This window comes from Streptomyces sp. SAI-127 (assembly GCF_029894425.1).
Taxonomy (GTDB): domain Bacteria; phylum Actinomycetota; class Actinomycetes; order Streptomycetales; family Streptomycetaceae; genus Streptomyces.
The window spans coordinates 8,964,389-8,981,125 of record NZ_JARXYJ010000001.1; the positions used below are offsets into that span (position 1 = coordinate 8,964,389).

A 16,737-nucleotide genomic window follows, 5' to 3' on the forward strand; every position below is an offset into this window, starting at 1 on the left:
AGCACACCCGGAGCTGCAGTTTTCCGGCTGCACGGGGCGAATCGACCATCCCTTGCCGGCGAGTCACGCCGCCGGCAGTCCGAGGAGCGCACGTGCCACCGTACGCGGCGACTCGTCGCGCTCCCGCGCGAGGGCGATGACGGCCCGGCACGCGAGCTCGTTGACCCCGAACGACAGTGCCTCCGGCGATACCCAGGCCGAGGCCTCGTCGATCCGGTCCTGATCGTCCTCCGCGCAGGCCGAGACGTACGCGGCGGCGGCCTCGAACAGATTGTGCGTGCGGCCCTCCCGGCCGGCGGCCTCCTCGGTGCGCGACCCATTCATGAATCTGACGCTGGACTTGCGGATCCTGCCCCACATGGCGACTACCTTCCCCCTGAGCGACGTGGTCCTGTCGAACGTTCATCTTCTGCTACTCAACGTAAGGTCGGAGCCCTCGCCGCAGAAGGGGCATGGGGCGGCGAAGCCTCAGTCCGGGTGACGCTCGGAAGGGCCGGAAAACGGCCAACCCGTCTTGCGGGACGGGATACTTGTGCCTTCTCGCGACATGACTACCAGGGGAGTGGTTCGGTGAACTCTGCCGGAGAGAAGGCCCGTTGGGACGCGAGCGGCGACCGGGGCGGTCGGCACGCCGTCGTCGTGGGCGGAAGCCTCGCTGGGCTTCTCGCGGCGCACGTCCTGGCCGGGCACGCCGACCGGGTGACCGTCGTCGAGCGCGACCGGTTGCCGGACGGCCCCCAGCCGCGGCCCGGTGTGCCGCAGGGCCGGCATCCGCACGTCCTGCTGCAGGGCGGGCAGGTGGCCATGGAGTCGCTGCTGCCGGGATTCCTGACGGAGCTGCGGGAGGCGGGGGCGCCTCGGGTGGGCATGCCGTCGGACATGGTGATGTGGCAGACCGGCCGCTGGTTCCGCCGGCTGCCCGCGACGACACACATCTACACCGGTTCCCGCGCGCAGCTGGAGGACCTGGTGCGGCGGCGGGTTCTCGCCAACCCGGTGATCAGCGTGTTGGCGGGGACCGACGTCGTCGGGTTCCTCGGTGACGCCTCGCGCGTGCGGGGTGTGCTGGTGCGGGACCGCTCCGGCGACGCCCGTGCGGAGTCCCGGCCCCGGGAGGCCGATCTGGTCGTCGACGCCTCCGGCAGCGGCACGAAGGGTCCGCAGTGGCTTGCGGCGATCGGCGCCGAGGGCCCGCAGGAGGAGACCATCGACACGGGACTCGCCTACGCCTCCCGCGTCTACCGCGGCACGAACGGCGCCCTCGACGGTGAGACCCGCGGTTACTACGCCTATCCCGACCCCGAGCAGGTGCACGCCGGCGGTGCACTGCCACTGGAGGACGGCAGCCACCTGGTGATCGTCTCGGGCCTGCGCGGTGACGAACCGCCCACCGACGACGACGAGTTCGTGACGTACGCCAAGAGGTTGCCGCATCCGCTCCTGCATCGGTGGCTGGACGAGGCCGAACCGCTTTCCCCGGCCTTCGGCTTCCGACGGACCGCGAACATCCGCCGCCGCTACGACCTTCCCGGCCATCCGGCGGGGTTCCTCGCCACCGGCGACGCCCTGTGCACCTTCAACCCGATCTACGGGCAGGGCATGGCCGTTGCCGCGATGAGCGCGGTCGCCCTGCGTGACGCGCTGGCCGACCGGCGCCGGACGCCCACGACACGGCGTGTGCAGCAGGCGCTCCTCGCGGCGTCCCGGCTGGCGTGGGACATCTCCGCCGGGGCGGACCGCAAGATGCCGGGCGCGGTCGGCACGGCGATCGACGGTGGGCCCGCGGACCAGGTCGCCGGCTGGTACCTGAGGCGCGTCCAGGAACGGGCCCCGGGCGACCCTGTCGTGGGGCGGGCCTTCCGTGCCGTGCTGACCCTCTCCGCGCCCGTCACCGCCCTGTTCGCTCCGCCCGTCGCCCGGGCCGTCCTCTTCCGGCCACCCTCGCCGACGCCCACCGAGCCGCCCGCGGCACCGGAGGAGCCCGGGTCCCGGGCGTAGTGATCAGCTCACTCGGGCTGTGCGCTTCGGTGCCGATCCTCCGGCGCTCGGCCACGCCTACGAAGAGGCCCCGTCGAGTGACGCGATCGTCTCCCGCAGCCAGCTGAGCTCGGCCCGGGAGGTGGCGCGCGCGATGGTCAGCACACCGCGCCGGAAGGGATCGTCCAACTCCTCGGCGCTCAGCGGCCGGTCGCCCTCGTAGAAGAAGCTCGCCGGCTCCTCCAGGAAGGCGAGTCGGCGCCGCAGCACGGCCGCCTGCGCGCCCGCGTCGTCCAGGTGCCGTAGGAAGGCGAGGACCGTGAACCACCGGTTCTCGTCGGTGATGTCGCGCGCGGCCGGTTCGGCGAGCCGGCGGCGCAACTCCTGACGGCCTTCATCGGTGAGCGTCAGGACATGGCGAGGCGCGGCCACGGCACCGGGTTCCGTCGCGCGCGCCAGCAGCCCAGCCTTCTCCAGACGCTTGATCGCCGGATACAGCGTGCTCTCGGCCACGGGCCGCACGTGACCGGCCAGCGCTGTGATGCGTTTGCGCAGCTCATAACCGTGCAGCGGGGTGTCGTAGAGGAATCCGAGGATGGCGAGCTCCAGCATGCACACATTCTGCCGCATCGGCGCTGTACATCCCTGCCGCATTACCTATGCTTCGCTATACATCGGTGACGATGTATTGTCCTCGGTGGCACATCGAGGGAGGGCACCATGAAGCATGCCGAGTTCGACGGCAAGGGAAGCTGCATCCGCTGGACCGAGACGCCCGGCGAGGAGCCGGCACGCGTGTACGTGCACGGGCTGGGATCGATCTCGACCGTCTATCACGCGCACATCGCGGCCCGGCCCGAACTCGCGGGTCGGCGCAGCCTGTTCGTCGATCTGCCCGGGCACGGGATCAGCGACCGCCCCGAGGACTTCGGATACACGCTGGAAGACCACGCGGACGCCCTGGCCGCCGCTCTGGACGCCGCGGATCTGACCGGCGTCGAACTCATCGCGCACAGCATGGGCGGGTCCGTCGCGCTCGTGCTCGCCCACCGCAGGCCCGAACTCGTCTCCCGGCTGGTCCTCACCGAGGCCAACCTCGACGCCTCGCCTCCGGCCACGGCGGGCAGCACCTGGATCGACGCCTATGAGGAGGACGACTTCGTCGCCGGCGCCCACGCGCGCGTGCTCGAGAAGGCCGGCCCTCTGTGGGCGGCGACCATGCGACTGGCCGACCCGCGCGCCCTGCACCGCAGCGCGACCGGGCTCAGGCGCGGATCGGCGCCCATGATGCGCGCGATCCTCGAAGGGCTGTCCATCGACCGCGTGTATCTCCAGGGCGAGGTCAGCGGTGAACTGGAGGGGCGAAAGACACTGGAGGCGACAGGAGTGCGAGTGGTGACCGTCCCCGGCGCGGGGCACAACGTCATGCTCGACAACCCCGACGCCTTCGCGGCGGCGGTCGCCGGGACGGAGTGAGCCCGGTCAGTCCTCGCGGACGGCCAGGGCCAGGAAGCGGGCGTCCTCGTCGGCGTACGACGTCATCCGCCACCCCGAACCGGCCAGCAGGGGACGGAGGTTGGACTCCGCGCGCAGGTCCTGCGGGGTGATCCGGCGCCCCTGGCGTGCGGCGAGCGCCGCCCTGCCGATCGGGTGGAACAGCGCCAGGACGCCGCCCGGCCGTACCACCCGGGCCAACTCGCGCAGATTCTCGGCCGGTCGGGGCAGATGGGAGATCAGGCCCGCTCCGAAGACGGCGTCGAGCGACCGGGAGCGGAGCGGCAGCGCGGCCACGTCGGCGAGCAGGAGCCGCCCGTCCCGATCCCGCCCGGCCCGTACGGCGGCCTCCAGCATGGCCGGGGTCAGATCGGCCCCCACGACCACTCCCGAGGGCCCCACGGCCGCACGCAGGGGCGGCAGGGCTCGTCCGGTGCCGCAGCCCGCGTCGAGCACGCGGTCGCCCACGCGCAGCCCGAGCTCCGCGACCGCGGCGGCGTAGGCCGGACCGTCATCCGGGAACCGGCTGTCCCAGTCGGCGGCACGGGCCGAGAAGAACTCCTGGACATGTGTGTGGTCGTCGCTCATGTTCCGCATGATCTCTCACCGACACGGATGGGGGTTTGTGTGCACACGTTCGAGCGTGACGCGATCGTTCAGATGCATCTCTGCGTCATATTGCAACACCTTTCGAAATGCGCCCTCTTTGTGCGCCCCTGCCCCCACTAGCGTCCCTTGGCCATGGGACACCTGGACCACGCTGCCCTGGGCTGGCTGACGCCCACGCTCTCGTACGTCATGGCCTGTATCGGCGCCGCGCTCGGCCTGCGCTGTACCGTCCGCGCGCTCGGCGCCACCGGGCGTTCGCGCCGCAACTGGCTCATCACCGCGGCCTCGGCCATCGGCACCGGCATCTGGACCATGCACTTCGTGGCCATGCTCGGCTTCAGCGTCAGCGGTACCGACATCCGCTACGACGTACCCCTGACCATCGCGAGCCTCCTGGTCGCGATGGTCGTCGTCTCTGCGGGGGTCTTCGCGGTCGGCTACGGCCGTGACCGGGTCCGCTCGCTCTTCCTGGGCGGGCTCACCACCGGCCTGGGCGTGGCGAGCATGCACTACCTGGGCATGGCGGCCGTACGGTTGCACGGCGGCGTCGACTACGACCCGGTGCTGGTCGGACTCTCCGTCCTCATCGCCGTCGTCGCGGCGACGGCGGCCCTGTGGGCGGCGCTCAACATCAAGTCGCCCGTCGCCGTCACCATCGCCTCCCTCATCATGGGCGCCGCGGTCAGCAGCATGCACTACACCGGGATGTTCGCGGTGAGTGTGCGGGTCTCCCCCTCCGGCGCCGTCCTGCCCGGGGCCACGGCGATGCAGTTCATCTTCCCGCTCGCCGTCGGCCTCGGCTCCTACCTGTTCCTGACCTCGGCCTTCGTCGCCCTGTCGCCCACGACAGGAGAGCGCGAGGCAACCGCCTCGGCTCAGCGCGCGGTCGAGAGCATCCCCTCCTAGCGGCGGATCCGGGCCGCACGGCCCGACGACACGCCCCCGAACCACTCCCGATCGAGGAGGCCATGCGTACACCGCGTAGGACCCCCACAGCCGGCGCCGAGACGCCGTTCCAGACACCCGCGCGCGGGCGACGCGCACATGCCGGACGACCGGCCGAAGAAAACCCGGACGACCCGGCGGGCACCCTGCCGGAGGACATACCCGTGCGCGCGGGGCACTGGCGGATACGCCCCCGCACGGTCCGCGCCAAGATCGTCTGCCTGCTCATGGTGCCCGTCGTCTCGCTGCTCGCGCTCTGGGCGTACGCCACGGTCACCACCGCCCAGGACGTGGCCCGGCTGCGCCAGTTGCAGCGCGTGGACGACACCGTCCGCTCTCCCGTCACCGACGCCGTGACCGCGCTCCAGGCGGAGCGTGCCGCCGCGGTCCGCTATGCCACCGACCCGTCCGCCGCGCAGAGCGACGACCTCCGCAAGCTCGCCGAGCGCACCGACCAGGCAGTGGCACGGCTGCGGCTCGGTGACGGCAACACGGTCGCCGACAGCGAGGAACTGCCCGCCGGTGTCGCCCAGCGGCTCGAAATCTTCGTGACCGGTGCCGAACAACTGCGCTCCGTGCGCGCCGCCGTTCTGGACCGCAGCGCCGGATGGGACGAGACGTACGGCCGCTACACCAGGACCATCGCCGGTGCCTTCGCGGTGGGCGGCGCCCTCACCGGCATCCAGGACGCCGACCTCGGCTCCGACGCGCGCGTGCTGCTCGAGTTCTCCCGCGCCGGCGAGTCGCTGGCCCAGGAGGACGTCGTGCTGGCCAGCGGGCGCCTCGCGGGCGTTCTCGCCGGTGAGCGGCTGCGGCTGTTCACCGGAGCCGTCGACACCCGCCGGGCGCTCACCGAGGGCGCCGTGGCCGACCTGCGCGGCTCCGACCGCGCCGCCTGGCAGAAGGTCGCCGACAGCGGCGCGTACGCCACCGTGACCGCCGCCGAGGACCGGACACTCGCGGCCGCCCCCGGCGCCCGGGCCGTCGAGTCGACGCCGGAGGCCACCTGGCAGGCGGCACACACGCGTGTGCAGCGCGGCATGCGGACCGTCGAACAGGCGGCGGGCAGCGGTGTCGCCCACCGCGCCGACCCGTTCACCCGGGGGCTGCTCACCCCGGCCGGCGCCGCGGTCCTGCTCGGGCTGATGGCCGTCGCCGCGTCGCTCGTCATCTCCGTGCGTATCGGGCGCGGACTCGTCGTCGAGCTGGTGAGCCTGCGCAACAGCGCCCTCGAGATCGCCCGCCGCAAGCTGCCCGAGGCCATGGGGAGGCTGCGGGCCGGCGACGAGATCGACATCCAGTCCGAGGCCCCGCCAGGGCCGCCCGCGGAGGACGAGGCCGGTCAGGTCGCCGAGGCCCTGACCACCGTGCACCGCGCGGCACTGCGGGCCGCCGTGGAGCGCGCCGAACTCGCCAGCGGCATCTCCGGGGTCTTCGTCAACCTCGCCCGCCGCAGCCAGGTCCTCGTCCACCGCCAGCTGAGCCTGCTCGACAGCATGGAGCGCCGCTCCGACGACCCGAACGAACTGAGCGACCTCTTCCGGCTCGACCACCTCACCACCCGCATGCGTCGCCACGCCGAGAGTCTGATCATCCTCTCCGGAGCGGCACCCGGCCGCGCCTGGCGCATGCCGGTGTCGCTGACCAACGTGGTCCGCGCGGCCGTCTCCGAGGTCGAGGACTACGCGCGCGTGGAGGTGCGTCAGCTGCCCGACGCCTCCGTCGTCGGCGCGGCGGTCGCCGACCTCACCCACCTGCTGGCCGAGATCATCGAGAACGCCGCCCAGTTCTCACCGCCCCACACGCGTGTGCGGGTCACCGGCGAGCCCGTCGGCAACGGCTACGCGGTCGAGGTCGAGGACCGCGGTCTGGGCATGGGCAAGGAGACCCTCGCGGAGGCCAACCGGCGCATCGAGCAGTCCGAGGCGCTCGACCTGTTCGACAGCGACCGGCTCGGTCTGTTCGTGGTCAGCAGGCTCGCGGCCCGGCACGGCATCAAGGTGCACCTGCGCACCTCGCCCTACGGCGGTACCACCGCGGTCGTCCTGCTGCCCACGGCGCTGCTGCACATCAAGGCGGCGGAACGTTCCCCCGCCGAGGCCGCGGACCGGGAACGGCTCACGGAACGCGAGTACGCGCGCGTGGCCGCCGCCGAACGGGACCAGGAGTCCGTCCCCGCCCCGGCCGAGCGGCCCGCCCTGGTGGCTCCCCTGACGGCCTCGGCGGACCGGGGAACGACCGGTACACCGCCCTCCGGAGTCACCACCCTGCGTCTGCACCGCCCGCCCGACGAGCCGGAGGAGTCCGACGACCTCCCCCGCCGGGTACGGCAGGCGCACCTCGCTCCCCAGTTGCGCGAACAGCGCTCCGAGGAACCGGTCCCGGCAGCCGCCGGCCGGGACGACGACGGCCGTACACCCGAGATGGTCCGGGACCGGATGGCGGCATACCGGGACGGCTGGGCGCGCGGCGGCGGCAGGCGTCCCGGCCGTGGTGCCACCCCTGATTCCCCAGCGGGCAGAGACAGCAGCGAAGGAGACCGAGGATGATCCAGGACCCGAGTACGAGGGCCGACATGGGAGTCCCCCCGCGCGAGCGAAGCCGGGAGTGGGGAAGGTCCGGCGAACTCGACTGGCTGCTGGACGACTTGGTGCTGCGGGTGAGCGAGGTACGGCATGCCGTGGTGCTCTCCAACGACGGTCTCGCCGTGGGGGCCTCGACGGACCTGCGCCGCGAGGACGCGGAACACCTCGCCGCGGTCTCCTCCGGCTTCCACAGCCTGGCCAAGGGGGCGGGCCGGCACTTCGGCGCCGGGGGAGTGCGCCAGACCATGGTCGAGATGGACGACGGCTTCCTGTTCGTGGCCGCCGCGGGAGACGGCTCCTGTCTCGCCGTCCTCACCGCTGTGACCGCGGACATAGGACTGGTCGCCTACGAGATGGCACGGCTGGTCAAGCGGGTCGGCGAGCACCTCTACACGCCACCGCGCGTCGGCGCGCGGCCACCCGCGGCAGGATGAGAGGGAAGGGCGGTCGGCTCAGATGACCGAGGACATGGAGGGCGTCCCGTACGAACCGGGCAGCCAGTGGTACGACGGCGAGGCCGGGCCCCTCGTCCGCCCCTACGCGATGACGGGCGGACGCACCAAACCCGGCCCCAGCGGGGTGCGTTTCGACCTGATCGCCCTTGTCACCCTGGACCTGGGCGCGCCCGGAGCCGGCGACGACACGGCGCTCGGGCCCGAACACCGTGCCCTCATCGACCTGTGCCGCACGGAGACGCAGTCGGTGGCGGAACTCTCCGCGGGCGCCGACCTGCCCGTGGGCGTGGTCAGGGTGCTCCTGGGAGACCTCCTGGAACTCGGCTGTGTCACGGTCAGCCGCCCGGTGCCGCCCGCGCAGCTGCCCGACGAACGGATTCTGCGCGAAGTGATCGAAGGGCTCCGGGCGCTGTAGATGAACGTTCAGAACCACCGCGGTCCGGTACGGCACCGACTCGTGCACCCTTTCCGACACCGATCGGGCACGAGTCGTTCGCAACGGGCAATAAGCGGTCCAACCACTCGCAGCGGAACTCCAGTTGTCATGATGCTGCCTTCGCGACCCCGTACCGACGTAGCCGCCCGTTGCCGGCCCTCCCGAGAGAAGTGATCGATGGTCTCCGAGAACTCCGACGCCCAGGGCGACACGACCGCCCTCGCGCTGAAGATACTGGTCGCCGGCGGGTTCGGCGTGGGCAAGACCACCCTGGTGGGCGCCGTCAGCGAGATCAGGCCGCTGCGCACGGAGGAACTGCTCAGCGAGGCAGGCCAGTTGGTGGACGACACCGACGGCGTGGACCAGAAGGTCACCACCACGGTGGCCATGGACTTCGGACGCATCACCATCCGCTCCGGCCTGTCCCTCTACCTCTTCGGCACCCCGGGGCAGGACCGCTTCTGGTTCCTGTGGGACGAGCTGTCGCAAGGGGCCCTGGGCGCCGTCGTCCTCGCGGACACCCGGCGCCTGGAGGACTGCTTCCCGGCCGTGGACTACTTCGAGCACCGGCACATCCCCTTCGTGGTGGCCGTCAACTGCTTCGCCGGTGCCCGGACCTACGGCGCCCACGACGTCTCGCGCGCCCTCGACCTCGATCAGGGCACGCCCGTGGTGCTGTGCGACGCACGGGACCGTGACTCGGGCAAGGAGGTGCTGATCCGACTGGTCGAGTACGCCGGGCGGATGCACACCGCCCGGCTGCTCGACTCGGTGGGCTGATCAGGACGGAGGGCCGCTCACCGGCACGTCACTCCGCGACGGCCTTCTGTGCCAGCACCCTGTCGATCCGCACGCGGACGAGGAGTTCTCCCGGAACGCCGTTGCGGGCGCCGAACTCCTCGGCCCGTTCCTCGCCCATGTACCGCGCCCCGATCCGCCCGGCCCAGTGCCTGACCTCGTCGAGATCCTCCGAGATCCGGGCCCGGCCCTGGAGCACCACGTAGTCGAAGGGCGGCCGGTCGTCGTCCACACACAGGGCGACACGCCCGTCCCGTGCCAGGTTGCGCCCCTTCACGGTGGCCTTTCCGGTGTTGAACACCACGTCGTCACCGTCGAGCACGAACCAGATCGGTGCCACATGCGGGCTCCCGTCGGCCCTGACGGTCGACAACTTGCCGGTGCGGGTGCCGTGCGAGACGAACTCCCGCCATTCCTCATCGGTCATCTTCTGTGCCATGTCCCCATTCTCCTTGCCCCGTTGACGGCCGTGGGGAAGGCTTGTGTGGAGATCCTCCGGGCAGGAGGAGACGTCACACGGGGAGACGGGACACATGCCGGAGAAGCAGGGGCTCGGCTGGCTGCTGGACGATCTGACCGAGCGCGTCGACCATGTTCGGCACGCGCTGGTGCTGTCCAACGACGGGCTGGTCACGGGCGCCAGCACGGGGCTGCGCCGCGAGGACGCGGAACATCTCGCCGCCGTCTCGTCCGGACTGCACAGCCTGGCCAAGGGCTCGGGACGCCACTTCGGCGCGGGCAAAGTACGGCAGACGATGATCGAGTTCGACGACGCGGTGCTCTTCGTCACCGCGGCGGGCACCGGCAGCTGTCTGTGCGTGCTCAGCGGCTCGGACGCCGACATCGGCCAGATCGCCTACGAGATGACGTTGCTCGTCAACCGGGTCGGCGAGCACCTCGACGTGGACGCCCGCCGACCCGAGCGGAGTCCGGCGCCGGACTTCTGACCTGCATGTTCTTGGGTCCACCAGGAGTTATCCACAGGCTCGCCACGCATCTCGCCCCACCGGCTACGGTTTTTGTCACGGCGAGCGCACACAGCGTGAGCGATGACTCCACGGGGAGAGCGACCATGTCGGGCAGCCTGATCACCCAACGCCATCACCAGCCGCACACACCCAGCCGAGCCGCCCGGGAACTGGGCCTCAAGCGAAGCGAGTTCGACCTCGCGGTGCACCTCGGGCAGATCCGGACCGTGCCCGACGAAGGAGGCGGGGGCCGACGCGTCACCCGCTCCGAGATCGACCGGCTGCGGGCGACGGACGGCTTTCCCGACTCGCTGCTTCAGCGCGTGCGGGTCGTGGGCACCACCGAGGGCGCGAAGGTCATGGACGTCCCTGCGGGCAGGTTCACCCGCCTGGCCCGCCTGGGCCTGTTCTCGCCGGTGCGCTTTTACCTCAACCGGTACCGCGCCGTGGTGTGGCTGTATCTCGCCGAAGAACTCGAGGAGTTCACGGCAGTCGAGGAGAACACCCCGCTGCTGACCGCACGCCGTATGCCCGAAGGGCTGCGCGACATGCTGGACGCGGGCGTGGACCTGCGGGCCCGTAACTGGCGGGGGCGCCACCGCGGATTCCTCCTGCGGCTCGCCGAAGACCCCTGGGAGAGCGCCGGAGCCCTGGCCGCCTTCCTCGACCCCGTCCAGATCGCGGAGCTCGTCCCCGACCCCTACGAGCGATCCCATCTGGGCCGCTTCCGGCCGGGACCACCGGCCCAGGGCGCGCAGGGATCGCCCGCCGCGCACCTCATCGAGAAGATCATGACGGCTGACCACCCGGACGAGATCGAATGGCTCAGGACCGACCTGGCCCGCGCCCTGGAGGACGCACGGAGGTTCCGGCCCGCGCCGCGCCCCACGGCCCGGCGGACAGCCTCCACCCAGCCGCAGGACTCGTCGACGCCCCAGGAGGAGCCGACCCGCGGCCTGCTGGGCCGGCTCCGGCGCAGAAGCTCCTGACCTACAGCGGCCGGAACAACCCTTCCTGGACGACCGACACCAGCAGACGTCCCTCCAGGTCGTAGATCCGGCCACGAGCCAGACCCCGTCCGCCCGTCGCGATCGGCGACTCCTGGTCGTACAGGAACCACTCGTCCGCGCGGAACGGCCGGTGGAACCACATGGCGTGATCCAGCGACGCGATGTCGAAGCTCCGCGGACCCCACAGGGGCTGGACCGGGAGGCGGACGGCGTCCAGGAGAGTCATGTCGCTCGCGTAGGTCAGCGCGCAGGTGTGCACGACCGGGTCGTCCCCGAGCGGCCCGACCGCGCGCATCCACACCGCGCTGCGCGGCTCGGCGTCCTTGACCTCCTCGGCGCTCCAGCGCAGCCGGTCCACATACCGGATGTCGAAGGGCTGGCGGCGCGCCATCCGCTCCAACTGCTCGGGCAGTTCGCCCAGATGCTCCCGGATCTCGTCGCCGACCGTCGGCAGGGACTCCGGAGGCGGGACCTTGCGAGTAGGCGGCAGCTGGTGCTCGAAGGCACCTTCCTCAGGCTTGTGAAAGGAGGCGGTGAGATTGAAGATCGTGCGGCCCTGCTGCACGGCGGTGACCCGGCGCGTCGTGAACGACCGTCCGTCCCGCACCCGCTCGACCTGGTACACGATCGGTACGCCGGGCCGGCCCGGGCGCAGGAAGTACGCGTGCAGCGAGTGCACCGGGCGGTCGCCGTCCGTGGTGCGGGCGGCGGCGACCAGCGCCTGGCCCGCCACCTGGCCGCCGAAGACCCGCTGGAGGGACTCGTGCGGGCTTCGGCCACGGAAGATGTTGACCTCGATCTGCTCCAGGTCGAGCAGGTCGACGAGCCTCTCGGCCGGGTTCGTCATGGGTGGGATTCTCCTGTGCTCACAGCTGGCCGACATCGGTGACCCGGACGACCGCGCGGCCCTCCGCGTCGGAGGCGGTGAGGTCGATCTCCGCGCTGATGCCCCAGTCATGGTCGCCGTTCGGGTCGGCGAAAGTCTGCCGTACGCGCCACAGCCGGTTCTGCGGCTCCTCCTCGATCTGCAGCAGTTTGGGACCGCGGGCGTCGGGTCCGGTGCCGAGGTCGTCGTACTCGTCCCAGTACTTGTCCATGGCCTCGCCCCACGCGTCGGCGTCCCAGCCGGCCTCGGCGTCCATCTCGCCGAGCTCCTCGACCTGGTCGAGGGCGGCGAGTTCGACGCGGCGGAACAGGGCGTTGCGGACCAGGACGCGGAAGGCGCGCGAGTTGGTGGTGACCGGCTTGACCTCGTCGGCCCGCTCCTGGGCCTCCTCGGCGGTCATCTCCTCGGGGTTGGCGAGCTGCTCCCACTCGTCCAGGAGACTGGAGTCGACCTGGCGGACCGTCTCGCCGAGCCACTCGATCAGGTCCTGCAGATCCTCGGACTTGAGGTCGTCCGGGATGTTGTGGTCGAGCGTCTTGTAGGCACTTGCGAGGTAGCGCAGGACAATGCCCTCGGTGCGCGCCAGCTCGTAGAAGGACACCAGCTCCGTGAAGGACATGGCCCGTTCGTACATGTCACGGATGACGGACTTCGGGGAGAGGGGATGGTCGCCGACCCAGGGGTGGCTCTTGCGGTAGGTGTCGTACGCGTGGAAGAGGAGCTCCTCCAGGGGCTTCGGGTAGGTGATGTCCTGGAGGCGTTCCATGCGCTCCTCGTACTCGACGCCGTCCGCCTTCATCGCGGCCACGGCCTCGCCCTTCGCCTTGTTCAGCTGGGCGACGAGGATCTGGCGGGGGTCGTCCAGCGTGGACTCCACGACGGAAACCATGTCCAGGGCGTAGGACGGCGACTCGGGGTCGAGCAGCTCGAACGCGGCGAGCGCGAAGGTGGACAGCGGCTGGTTGAGCGCGAAGTCCTGCTGGAGGTCCACCGTGAGGCGGACGATGCGGCCACTGGCGTCGGGCTCGTCGAGCTTCTCGACGATGCCGCCGTCCAGCAGCGAGCGGTAGATCGCGATCGCCCGCCGGATGTGCTTCAGCTGCTGCTTGCGCGGCTCGTGGTTGTCCTCCAGGAGATGCCGCATCGCCTCGAAGGCGTTGCCCGGACGGGCGATCACCGACAGCAGCATCGTGTGCGTGACGCGGAAGCGGGACGTCAGCGGCTCCGGTTCGGAGGCGATCAGCTTCTCGAAGGTGTTGTCCGTCCAGCCGACGAAGCCCTCGGGTGCCTTCTTGCGGACGACCTTGCGGCGCTTCTTCGGGTCGTCGCCGGCCTTGGCGAGCGCCTTCTCGTTCTCGACGACGTGCTCGGGTGCCTGGGCGACGACGAAGCCCGCCGTGTCGAAGCCGGCCCGGCCCGCGCGGCCCGCGATCTGGTGGAACTCGCGAGCGCGCAGGGTGCGGACGCGGTTGCCGTCGTACTTGGTCAGCGCCGTGAACAGCACGGTGCGGATGGGTACGTTGACGCCGACGCCGAGCGTGTCCGTGCCGCAGATGACCTTCAGCAGACCGGCCTGGGCGAGCTTCTCCACCAGCCGCCGGTACTTGGGCAGCATGCCGGCGTGATGGACCCCGATGCCGTGCCGTACGTAACGGGAGAGGTTGCGGCCGAACTTGGTGGTGAAGCGGAAGTTGCCGATCAGGTCGGCGATCTGGTCCTTCTCCTCGCGCGAGCACATGTTGATGCTCATCAGCGCCTGCGCCCGCTCCACCGCCTGCGCCTGCGTGAAGTGCACGATGTAGACGGGCGCCTGCTTGGTCTCCAGGAGCTCCGTGAGGGTCTCGGTGAGCGGGCTGAGCTTGTACTCGTAGGAGAGCGGCACGGGGCGGGTCGCCGAGCGGACCACCGACGTCGGCCGGTTGGTGCGCCGGGTCAGGTCCTCCTCGAACATCGAGACGTCGCCGAGTGTGGCCGACATCAGGATGAACTGAGCCTGGGGCAGCTCCAGGATCGGAATCTGCCAGGCCCAGCCGCGGTCCGCCTCGGCGTAGAAGTGGAACTCGTCCATGACGACCTGGCCGACGTCCGCGCCCTTGCCGTCGCGCAGCGCGATCGAGGCGAGCACCTCGGCGGTGCAGCAGATGACGGGAGCGTCGGCGTTGACGGATGCGTCGCCGGTCAGCATGCCGACGTTCTCCGTGCCGAACATCTTGCACAGCTCGAAGAACTTCTCCGACACGAGCGCCTTGATGGGCGCGGTGTAGAAGGTGACCTCGTCACGGGCGAGCGCGGCGAAGTGCGCACCCGCCGCGATCATGCTCTTGCCGGAGCCGGTGGGCGTCGACACGATCACGTTCGCGCCGGAGACCACCTCGATCAGCGCCTCCTCCTGATGGGGGTAGAGCGTCAGCCCCCGCTCCTCGGCCCACGACTCGAAGGCTTCGTAGAGGGCATCGGGGTCGGCGGTCGGCGGCAGCTGATCGATGAGGGTCACCCACCCATCTTGCCTGCCCGGATGCCCGATGGGGGAATCGGATGCGAGGGGGAAGATCACGACCAGTACGCTGTGTCACCGACGGAGCGTCAGCGCAGCCGGTCAACTGGACAGTGGCACACGAGGAATGGGGCGGGCAACGCCGATGATGGGACCAGCACACTCGCTGTCGGGCGCCGCGGCCTGGCTGGGCGTAGGCGCGGCCGCCGCCGCCACGGGGCACACCATGCCGTGGCCCGTACTGCTGGCCGGAGCCCTGATCTGCGCGGGCGCCGCGCTCGCTCCCGACCTCGACCACAAGGCGGCCACGATCTCGCGGGCCTTCGGGCCGGTCTCGCGGGGCCTGTGCGAGATCGTCGACAAACTCTCGTACGCCGTCTACAAGGCCACCAAGAAGCAGGGCGACCCGCGTCGTTCCGGTGGACACCGCACGCTCACCCACACCTGGCTGTGGGCCGTGATGATCGGCGCGGGCTCTTCGGTGGCGGCGATCACGGGCGGCCGCTGGGCGGTGCTGGCGATCCTGTTCGTGCACATGGTGCTGGCCATCGAAGGCCTGCTGTGGCGGGCGACCCGGGGCTCCAGCGCCGACGTCCTGGTCTGGCTGCTGGCCGCGACCAGCGCGTGGATCATAGCGGGTGTACTGGACAAGCCGGGCAACGGCTCGGACTGGCTGTTCACGCAGCCGGGCCAGGAGTACCTGTGGCTGGGGCTGCCGGTCGTGCTGGGCGCGCTCGTGCACGACATCGGGGACGCGCTGACGGTCTCCGGCTGCCCGGTCCTGTGGCCGATCCCGGTGGGCCGCAAGCGCTGGTACCCGATCGGCCCGCCGAAGTTCATGCGGTTCCGGGCGGGCAGTTGGGTCGAGCTGAAGGTGCTGATGCCGGTGTTCATGCTCCTCGGGGGAGTGGGCTGCGCGGCGGCGCTCAACTTCATCTGAGGCCGGGGCGCCGGATCCCTCCGTCAGCTGCCCTGACCGGTCCCGCCTCCGTACCGCCTCTCGAAGGCGGCCACACGTCCCTCGGAGTCCACCGTCCGCGCCTTGCCGGTGTAGAAGGGGTGGCTCTCGGAGGAGATCTCCACGTCCACCACCGGGTAGGTCTCGCCGTCGTCCCACTCGATGGTCCGGTCGCTGGTGGCGGTGGACCGGGTCAGGAACGCGTAGCCGGCCGAGCGGTCACGGAAGACGACCGGGTGGTAGTCGGGCTGCTTGTCCTGCTGCATGGCTGCTCCTTCGGCGGTGCGGGACGGGGCGTGGGCACTGCGGTGGGCGGTGCGGGACCGGTGGCTGGGCCGCGGTGGTCAGCCGGACAGGGGCTCCTCGTCGACGATGTGCATCGCGGCCTCCTCCGCGGACGCAGCGGCACCGTCGATGCCCACGTCCGTGGCGATCAGCGCGCTCTCCTCGTCCTCGTGGGCCCCTTCGTCGGGGGCCACGAGACGGCCGGAGCGCATCGCGCCGACCTCGTTGTCCAGGAGCTCGCCGTCGGAGCCGTCGCAGTCGCCGATGCCGTCACCGTCGGCCGGCGCGAGGTCGGGCCTCTCCTCCGCGAGCCGTTGGTCCAGCGTCTCGCCCTGCCGGCGCTCCGCGGCCGTCACACCGCTGTGCTCCACCGCCCACGGTCTCTCCGGCGGGGACCAGCCACGGTCGAGGGGGTCGTCGACTCCGTCGTCCTCCAGGGTGTCCTCCGCGTCGAGCAGACCCGCGTCGTCCTGGATCTCGGAGCCGTCGGGCTGGTAGACGTCGTCTCCCCATCCGTCGGAGCTGTCCACGGGTACCTCCAGGTGAAGGGGACGGACCCGGTCCTCCCGCGGCCCGGGGCGGGCCACGGACTCACGGGGCACTTGCCGCGCCCGCCGTCGAACCGTGCCGTCCGCGGGCGCTCCCAGAGCCGGTGCTGCTGTCCAGCCTTCCACTCCCTTTCGGGACGGCGCAACGCCACGGGGCCGCTGCGCCGGCCGGAGCGGTCGGTGGAGCGGGGCTGGGTGGGGTCGGGCGGGTGGTCGGAGGGGGCGGGGTGTGGGTCGGACCGTTCGTCCCCGGCACCCGCACCCCACCCCCACCCGCACACCGGCACAC

At 71.1% G+C, this 16,737-nt stretch carries 18 protein-coding genes; 10 read left to right on the plus strand and 8 right to left on the minus strand.

Going from position 1 to position 16,737, the window contains the following annotated elements:
- Nucleotides 1-63 precede the first annotated feature (63 nt).
- A complete protein-coding gene (locus M2157_RS41190) occupies nt 64-360 on the minus strand; it encodes a hypothetical protein (protein ID WP_280867692.1) in 297 nt (98 codons plus the stop codon).
- A 279-nt stretch (nt 361-639) separates the two neighbouring features.
- Between M2157_RS41190 and M2157_RS41195 the strand changes: the two genes are divergently transcribed.
- Nucleotides 640-1,998 (plus strand): monooxygenase, encoded by a 1,359-nt coding sequence (locus M2157_RS41195; RefSeq protein WP_280868340.1) that lies wholly within the window; start codon nt 640-642, stop codon nt 1,996-1,998.
- Nucleotides 1,999-2,055: 57 nt separating this feature from the next.
- On the opposite strand, the gene M2157_RS41200 is transcribed toward M2157_RS41195, so the two are convergent.
- Entirely contained in the window at nt 2,056-2,589 is a 534-nt protein-coding gene (locus tag M2157_RS41200; RefSeq protein WP_266524326.1) for a PadR family transcriptional regulator, read from the minus strand.
- 108 nt (nt 2,590-2,697) lie between these two features.
- Here M2157_RS41200 and M2157_RS41205 point away from each other — a divergent pair, with 108 nt between their 5' ends.
- Entirely contained in the window at nt 2,698-3,453 is a 756-nt protein-coding gene (locus M2157_RS41205; protein ID WP_280856029.1) for an alpha/beta hydrolase, read from the plus strand.
- 6 nt (nt 3,454-3,459) lie between these two features.
- On the opposite strand, the gene M2157_RS41210 is transcribed toward M2157_RS41205, so the two are convergent.
- Entirely contained in the window at nt 3,460-4,059 is a 600-nt protein-coding gene (locus M2157_RS41210; protein WP_280856028.1) for a class I SAM-dependent methyltransferase, read from the minus strand.
- A gap of 153 nt (nt 4,060-4,212) precedes the next feature.
- Between M2157_RS41210 and M2157_RS41215 the strand changes: the two genes are divergently transcribed.
- The 5 genes from M2157_RS41215 to M2157_RS41235 all read left to right on the plus strand — a co-directional run bounded on the left by M2157_RS41215 (nt 4,213) and on the right by M2157_RS41235 (nt 9,281).
- Nucleotides 4,213-4,986, plus strand: a complete 774-nt coding sequence (locus M2157_RS41215) for an MHYT domain-containing protein (protein WP_280856027.1) — start codon at nt 4,213-4,215, stop codon at nt 4,984-4,986.
- A gap of 62 nt (nt 4,987-5,048) precedes the next feature.
- Nucleotides 5,049-7,574 (plus strand): nitrate- and nitrite sensing domain-containing protein, encoded by a 2,526-nt coding sequence (locus M2157_RS41220; protein ID WP_280856026.1) that lies wholly within the window; start codon nt 5,049-5,051, stop codon nt 7,572-7,574.
- Between the two features lie 26 nt (nt 7,575-7,600).
- Nucleotides 7,601-8,044, plus strand: coding sequence for a roadblock/LC7 domain-containing protein (locus M2157_RS41225; RefSeq protein ID WP_266524850.1), 444 nt, complete (start codon nt 7,601-7,603; stop codon nt 8,042-8,044).
- Between the two features lie 22 nt (nt 8,045-8,066).
- Nucleotides 8,067-8,480 (plus strand): DUF742 domain-containing protein, encoded by a 414-nt coding sequence (locus tag M2157_RS41230; RefSeq protein WP_266524315.1) that lies wholly within the window; start codon nt 8,067-8,069, stop codon nt 8,478-8,480.
- Nucleotides 8,481-8,678: 198 nt separating this feature from the next.
- Nucleotides 8,679-9,281, plus strand: coding sequence for an ATP/GTP-binding protein (locus M2157_RS41235; RefSeq protein ID WP_266524313.1), 603 nt, complete (start codon nt 8,679-8,681; stop codon nt 9,279-9,281).
- A 28-nt stretch (nt 9,282-9,309) separates the two neighbouring features.
- On the opposite strand, the gene M2157_RS41240 is transcribed toward M2157_RS41235, so the two are convergent.
- Nucleotides 9,310-9,738: a PPOX class F420-dependent oxidoreductase gene (locus M2157_RS41240; RefSeq protein ID WP_280856024.1), complete on the minus strand. Its 429-nt coding sequence runs from the start codon at nt 9,736-9,738 to the stop codon at nt 9,310-9,312.
- Between the two features lie 94 nt (nt 9,739-9,832).
- On the opposite strand from M2157_RS41240, the gene M2157_RS41245 reads away from it, so the two are divergent.
- Both M2157_RS41245 and M2157_RS41250 read left to right on the plus strand, forming a co-directional pair.
- Complete coding sequence (locus tag M2157_RS41245; protein ID WP_280856023.1) at nt 9,833-10,246, plus strand: roadblock/LC7 domain-containing protein; 414 nt, start codon at nt 9,833-9,835, stop codon at nt 10,244-10,246.
- 125 nt (nt 10,247-10,371) lie between these two features.
- Nucleotides 10,372-11,256 carry a DUF6397 family protein gene (locus M2157_RS41250; RefSeq protein WP_280867693.1) on the plus strand — a complete coding sequence of 295 codons (885 nt, stop codon included), beginning with the start codon at nt 10,372-10,374 and terminating at the stop codon, nt 11,254-11,256.
- A gap of 1 nt (nt 11,257) precedes the next feature.
- Here M2157_RS41250 and M2157_RS41255 read toward each other — a convergent pair whose 3' ends face one another.
- Both M2157_RS41255 and M2157_RS41260 read right to left on the minus strand, forming a co-directional pair.
- Entirely contained in the window at nt 11,258-12,124 is an 867-nt protein-coding gene (locus M2157_RS41255; protein WP_280867694.1) for an acyl-CoA thioesterase II, read from the minus strand.
- A gap of 19 nt (nt 12,125-12,143) precedes the next feature.
- Complete coding sequence (locus M2157_RS41260; protein WP_280867695.1) at nt 12,144-14,657, minus strand: DEAD/DEAH box helicase; 2,514 nt, start codon at nt 14,655-14,657, stop codon at nt 12,144-12,146.
- 145 nt (nt 14,658-14,802) lie between these two features.
- Between M2157_RS41260 and M2157_RS41265 the strand changes: the two genes are divergently transcribed.
- Nucleotides 14,803-15,597 carry a metal-dependent hydrolase gene (locus M2157_RS41265; protein WP_280856019.1) on the plus strand — a complete coding sequence of 265 codons (795 nt, stop codon included), beginning with the start codon at nt 14,803-14,805 and terminating at the stop codon, nt 15,595-15,597.
- A gap of 23 nt (nt 15,598-15,620) precedes the next feature.
- Here M2157_RS41265 and M2157_RS41270 read toward each other — a convergent pair whose 3' ends face one another.
- On the minus strand, nt 15,621-15,881 hold the full coding sequence (locus M2157_RS41270) for a type B 50S ribosomal protein L31 (RefSeq protein ID WP_062051008.1): 261 nt from the start codon (nt 15,879-15,881) through the stop codon (nt 15,621-15,623).
- Nucleotides 15,882-15,959: 78 nt separating this feature from the next.
- Nucleotides 15,960-16,430 (minus strand): DUF5709 domain-containing protein, encoded by a 471-nt coding sequence (locus M2157_RS41275; protein ID WP_280856018.1) that lies wholly within the window; start codon nt 16,428-16,430, stop codon nt 15,960-15,962.
- Nucleotides 16,431-16,737 lie beyond the last annotated feature (307 nt).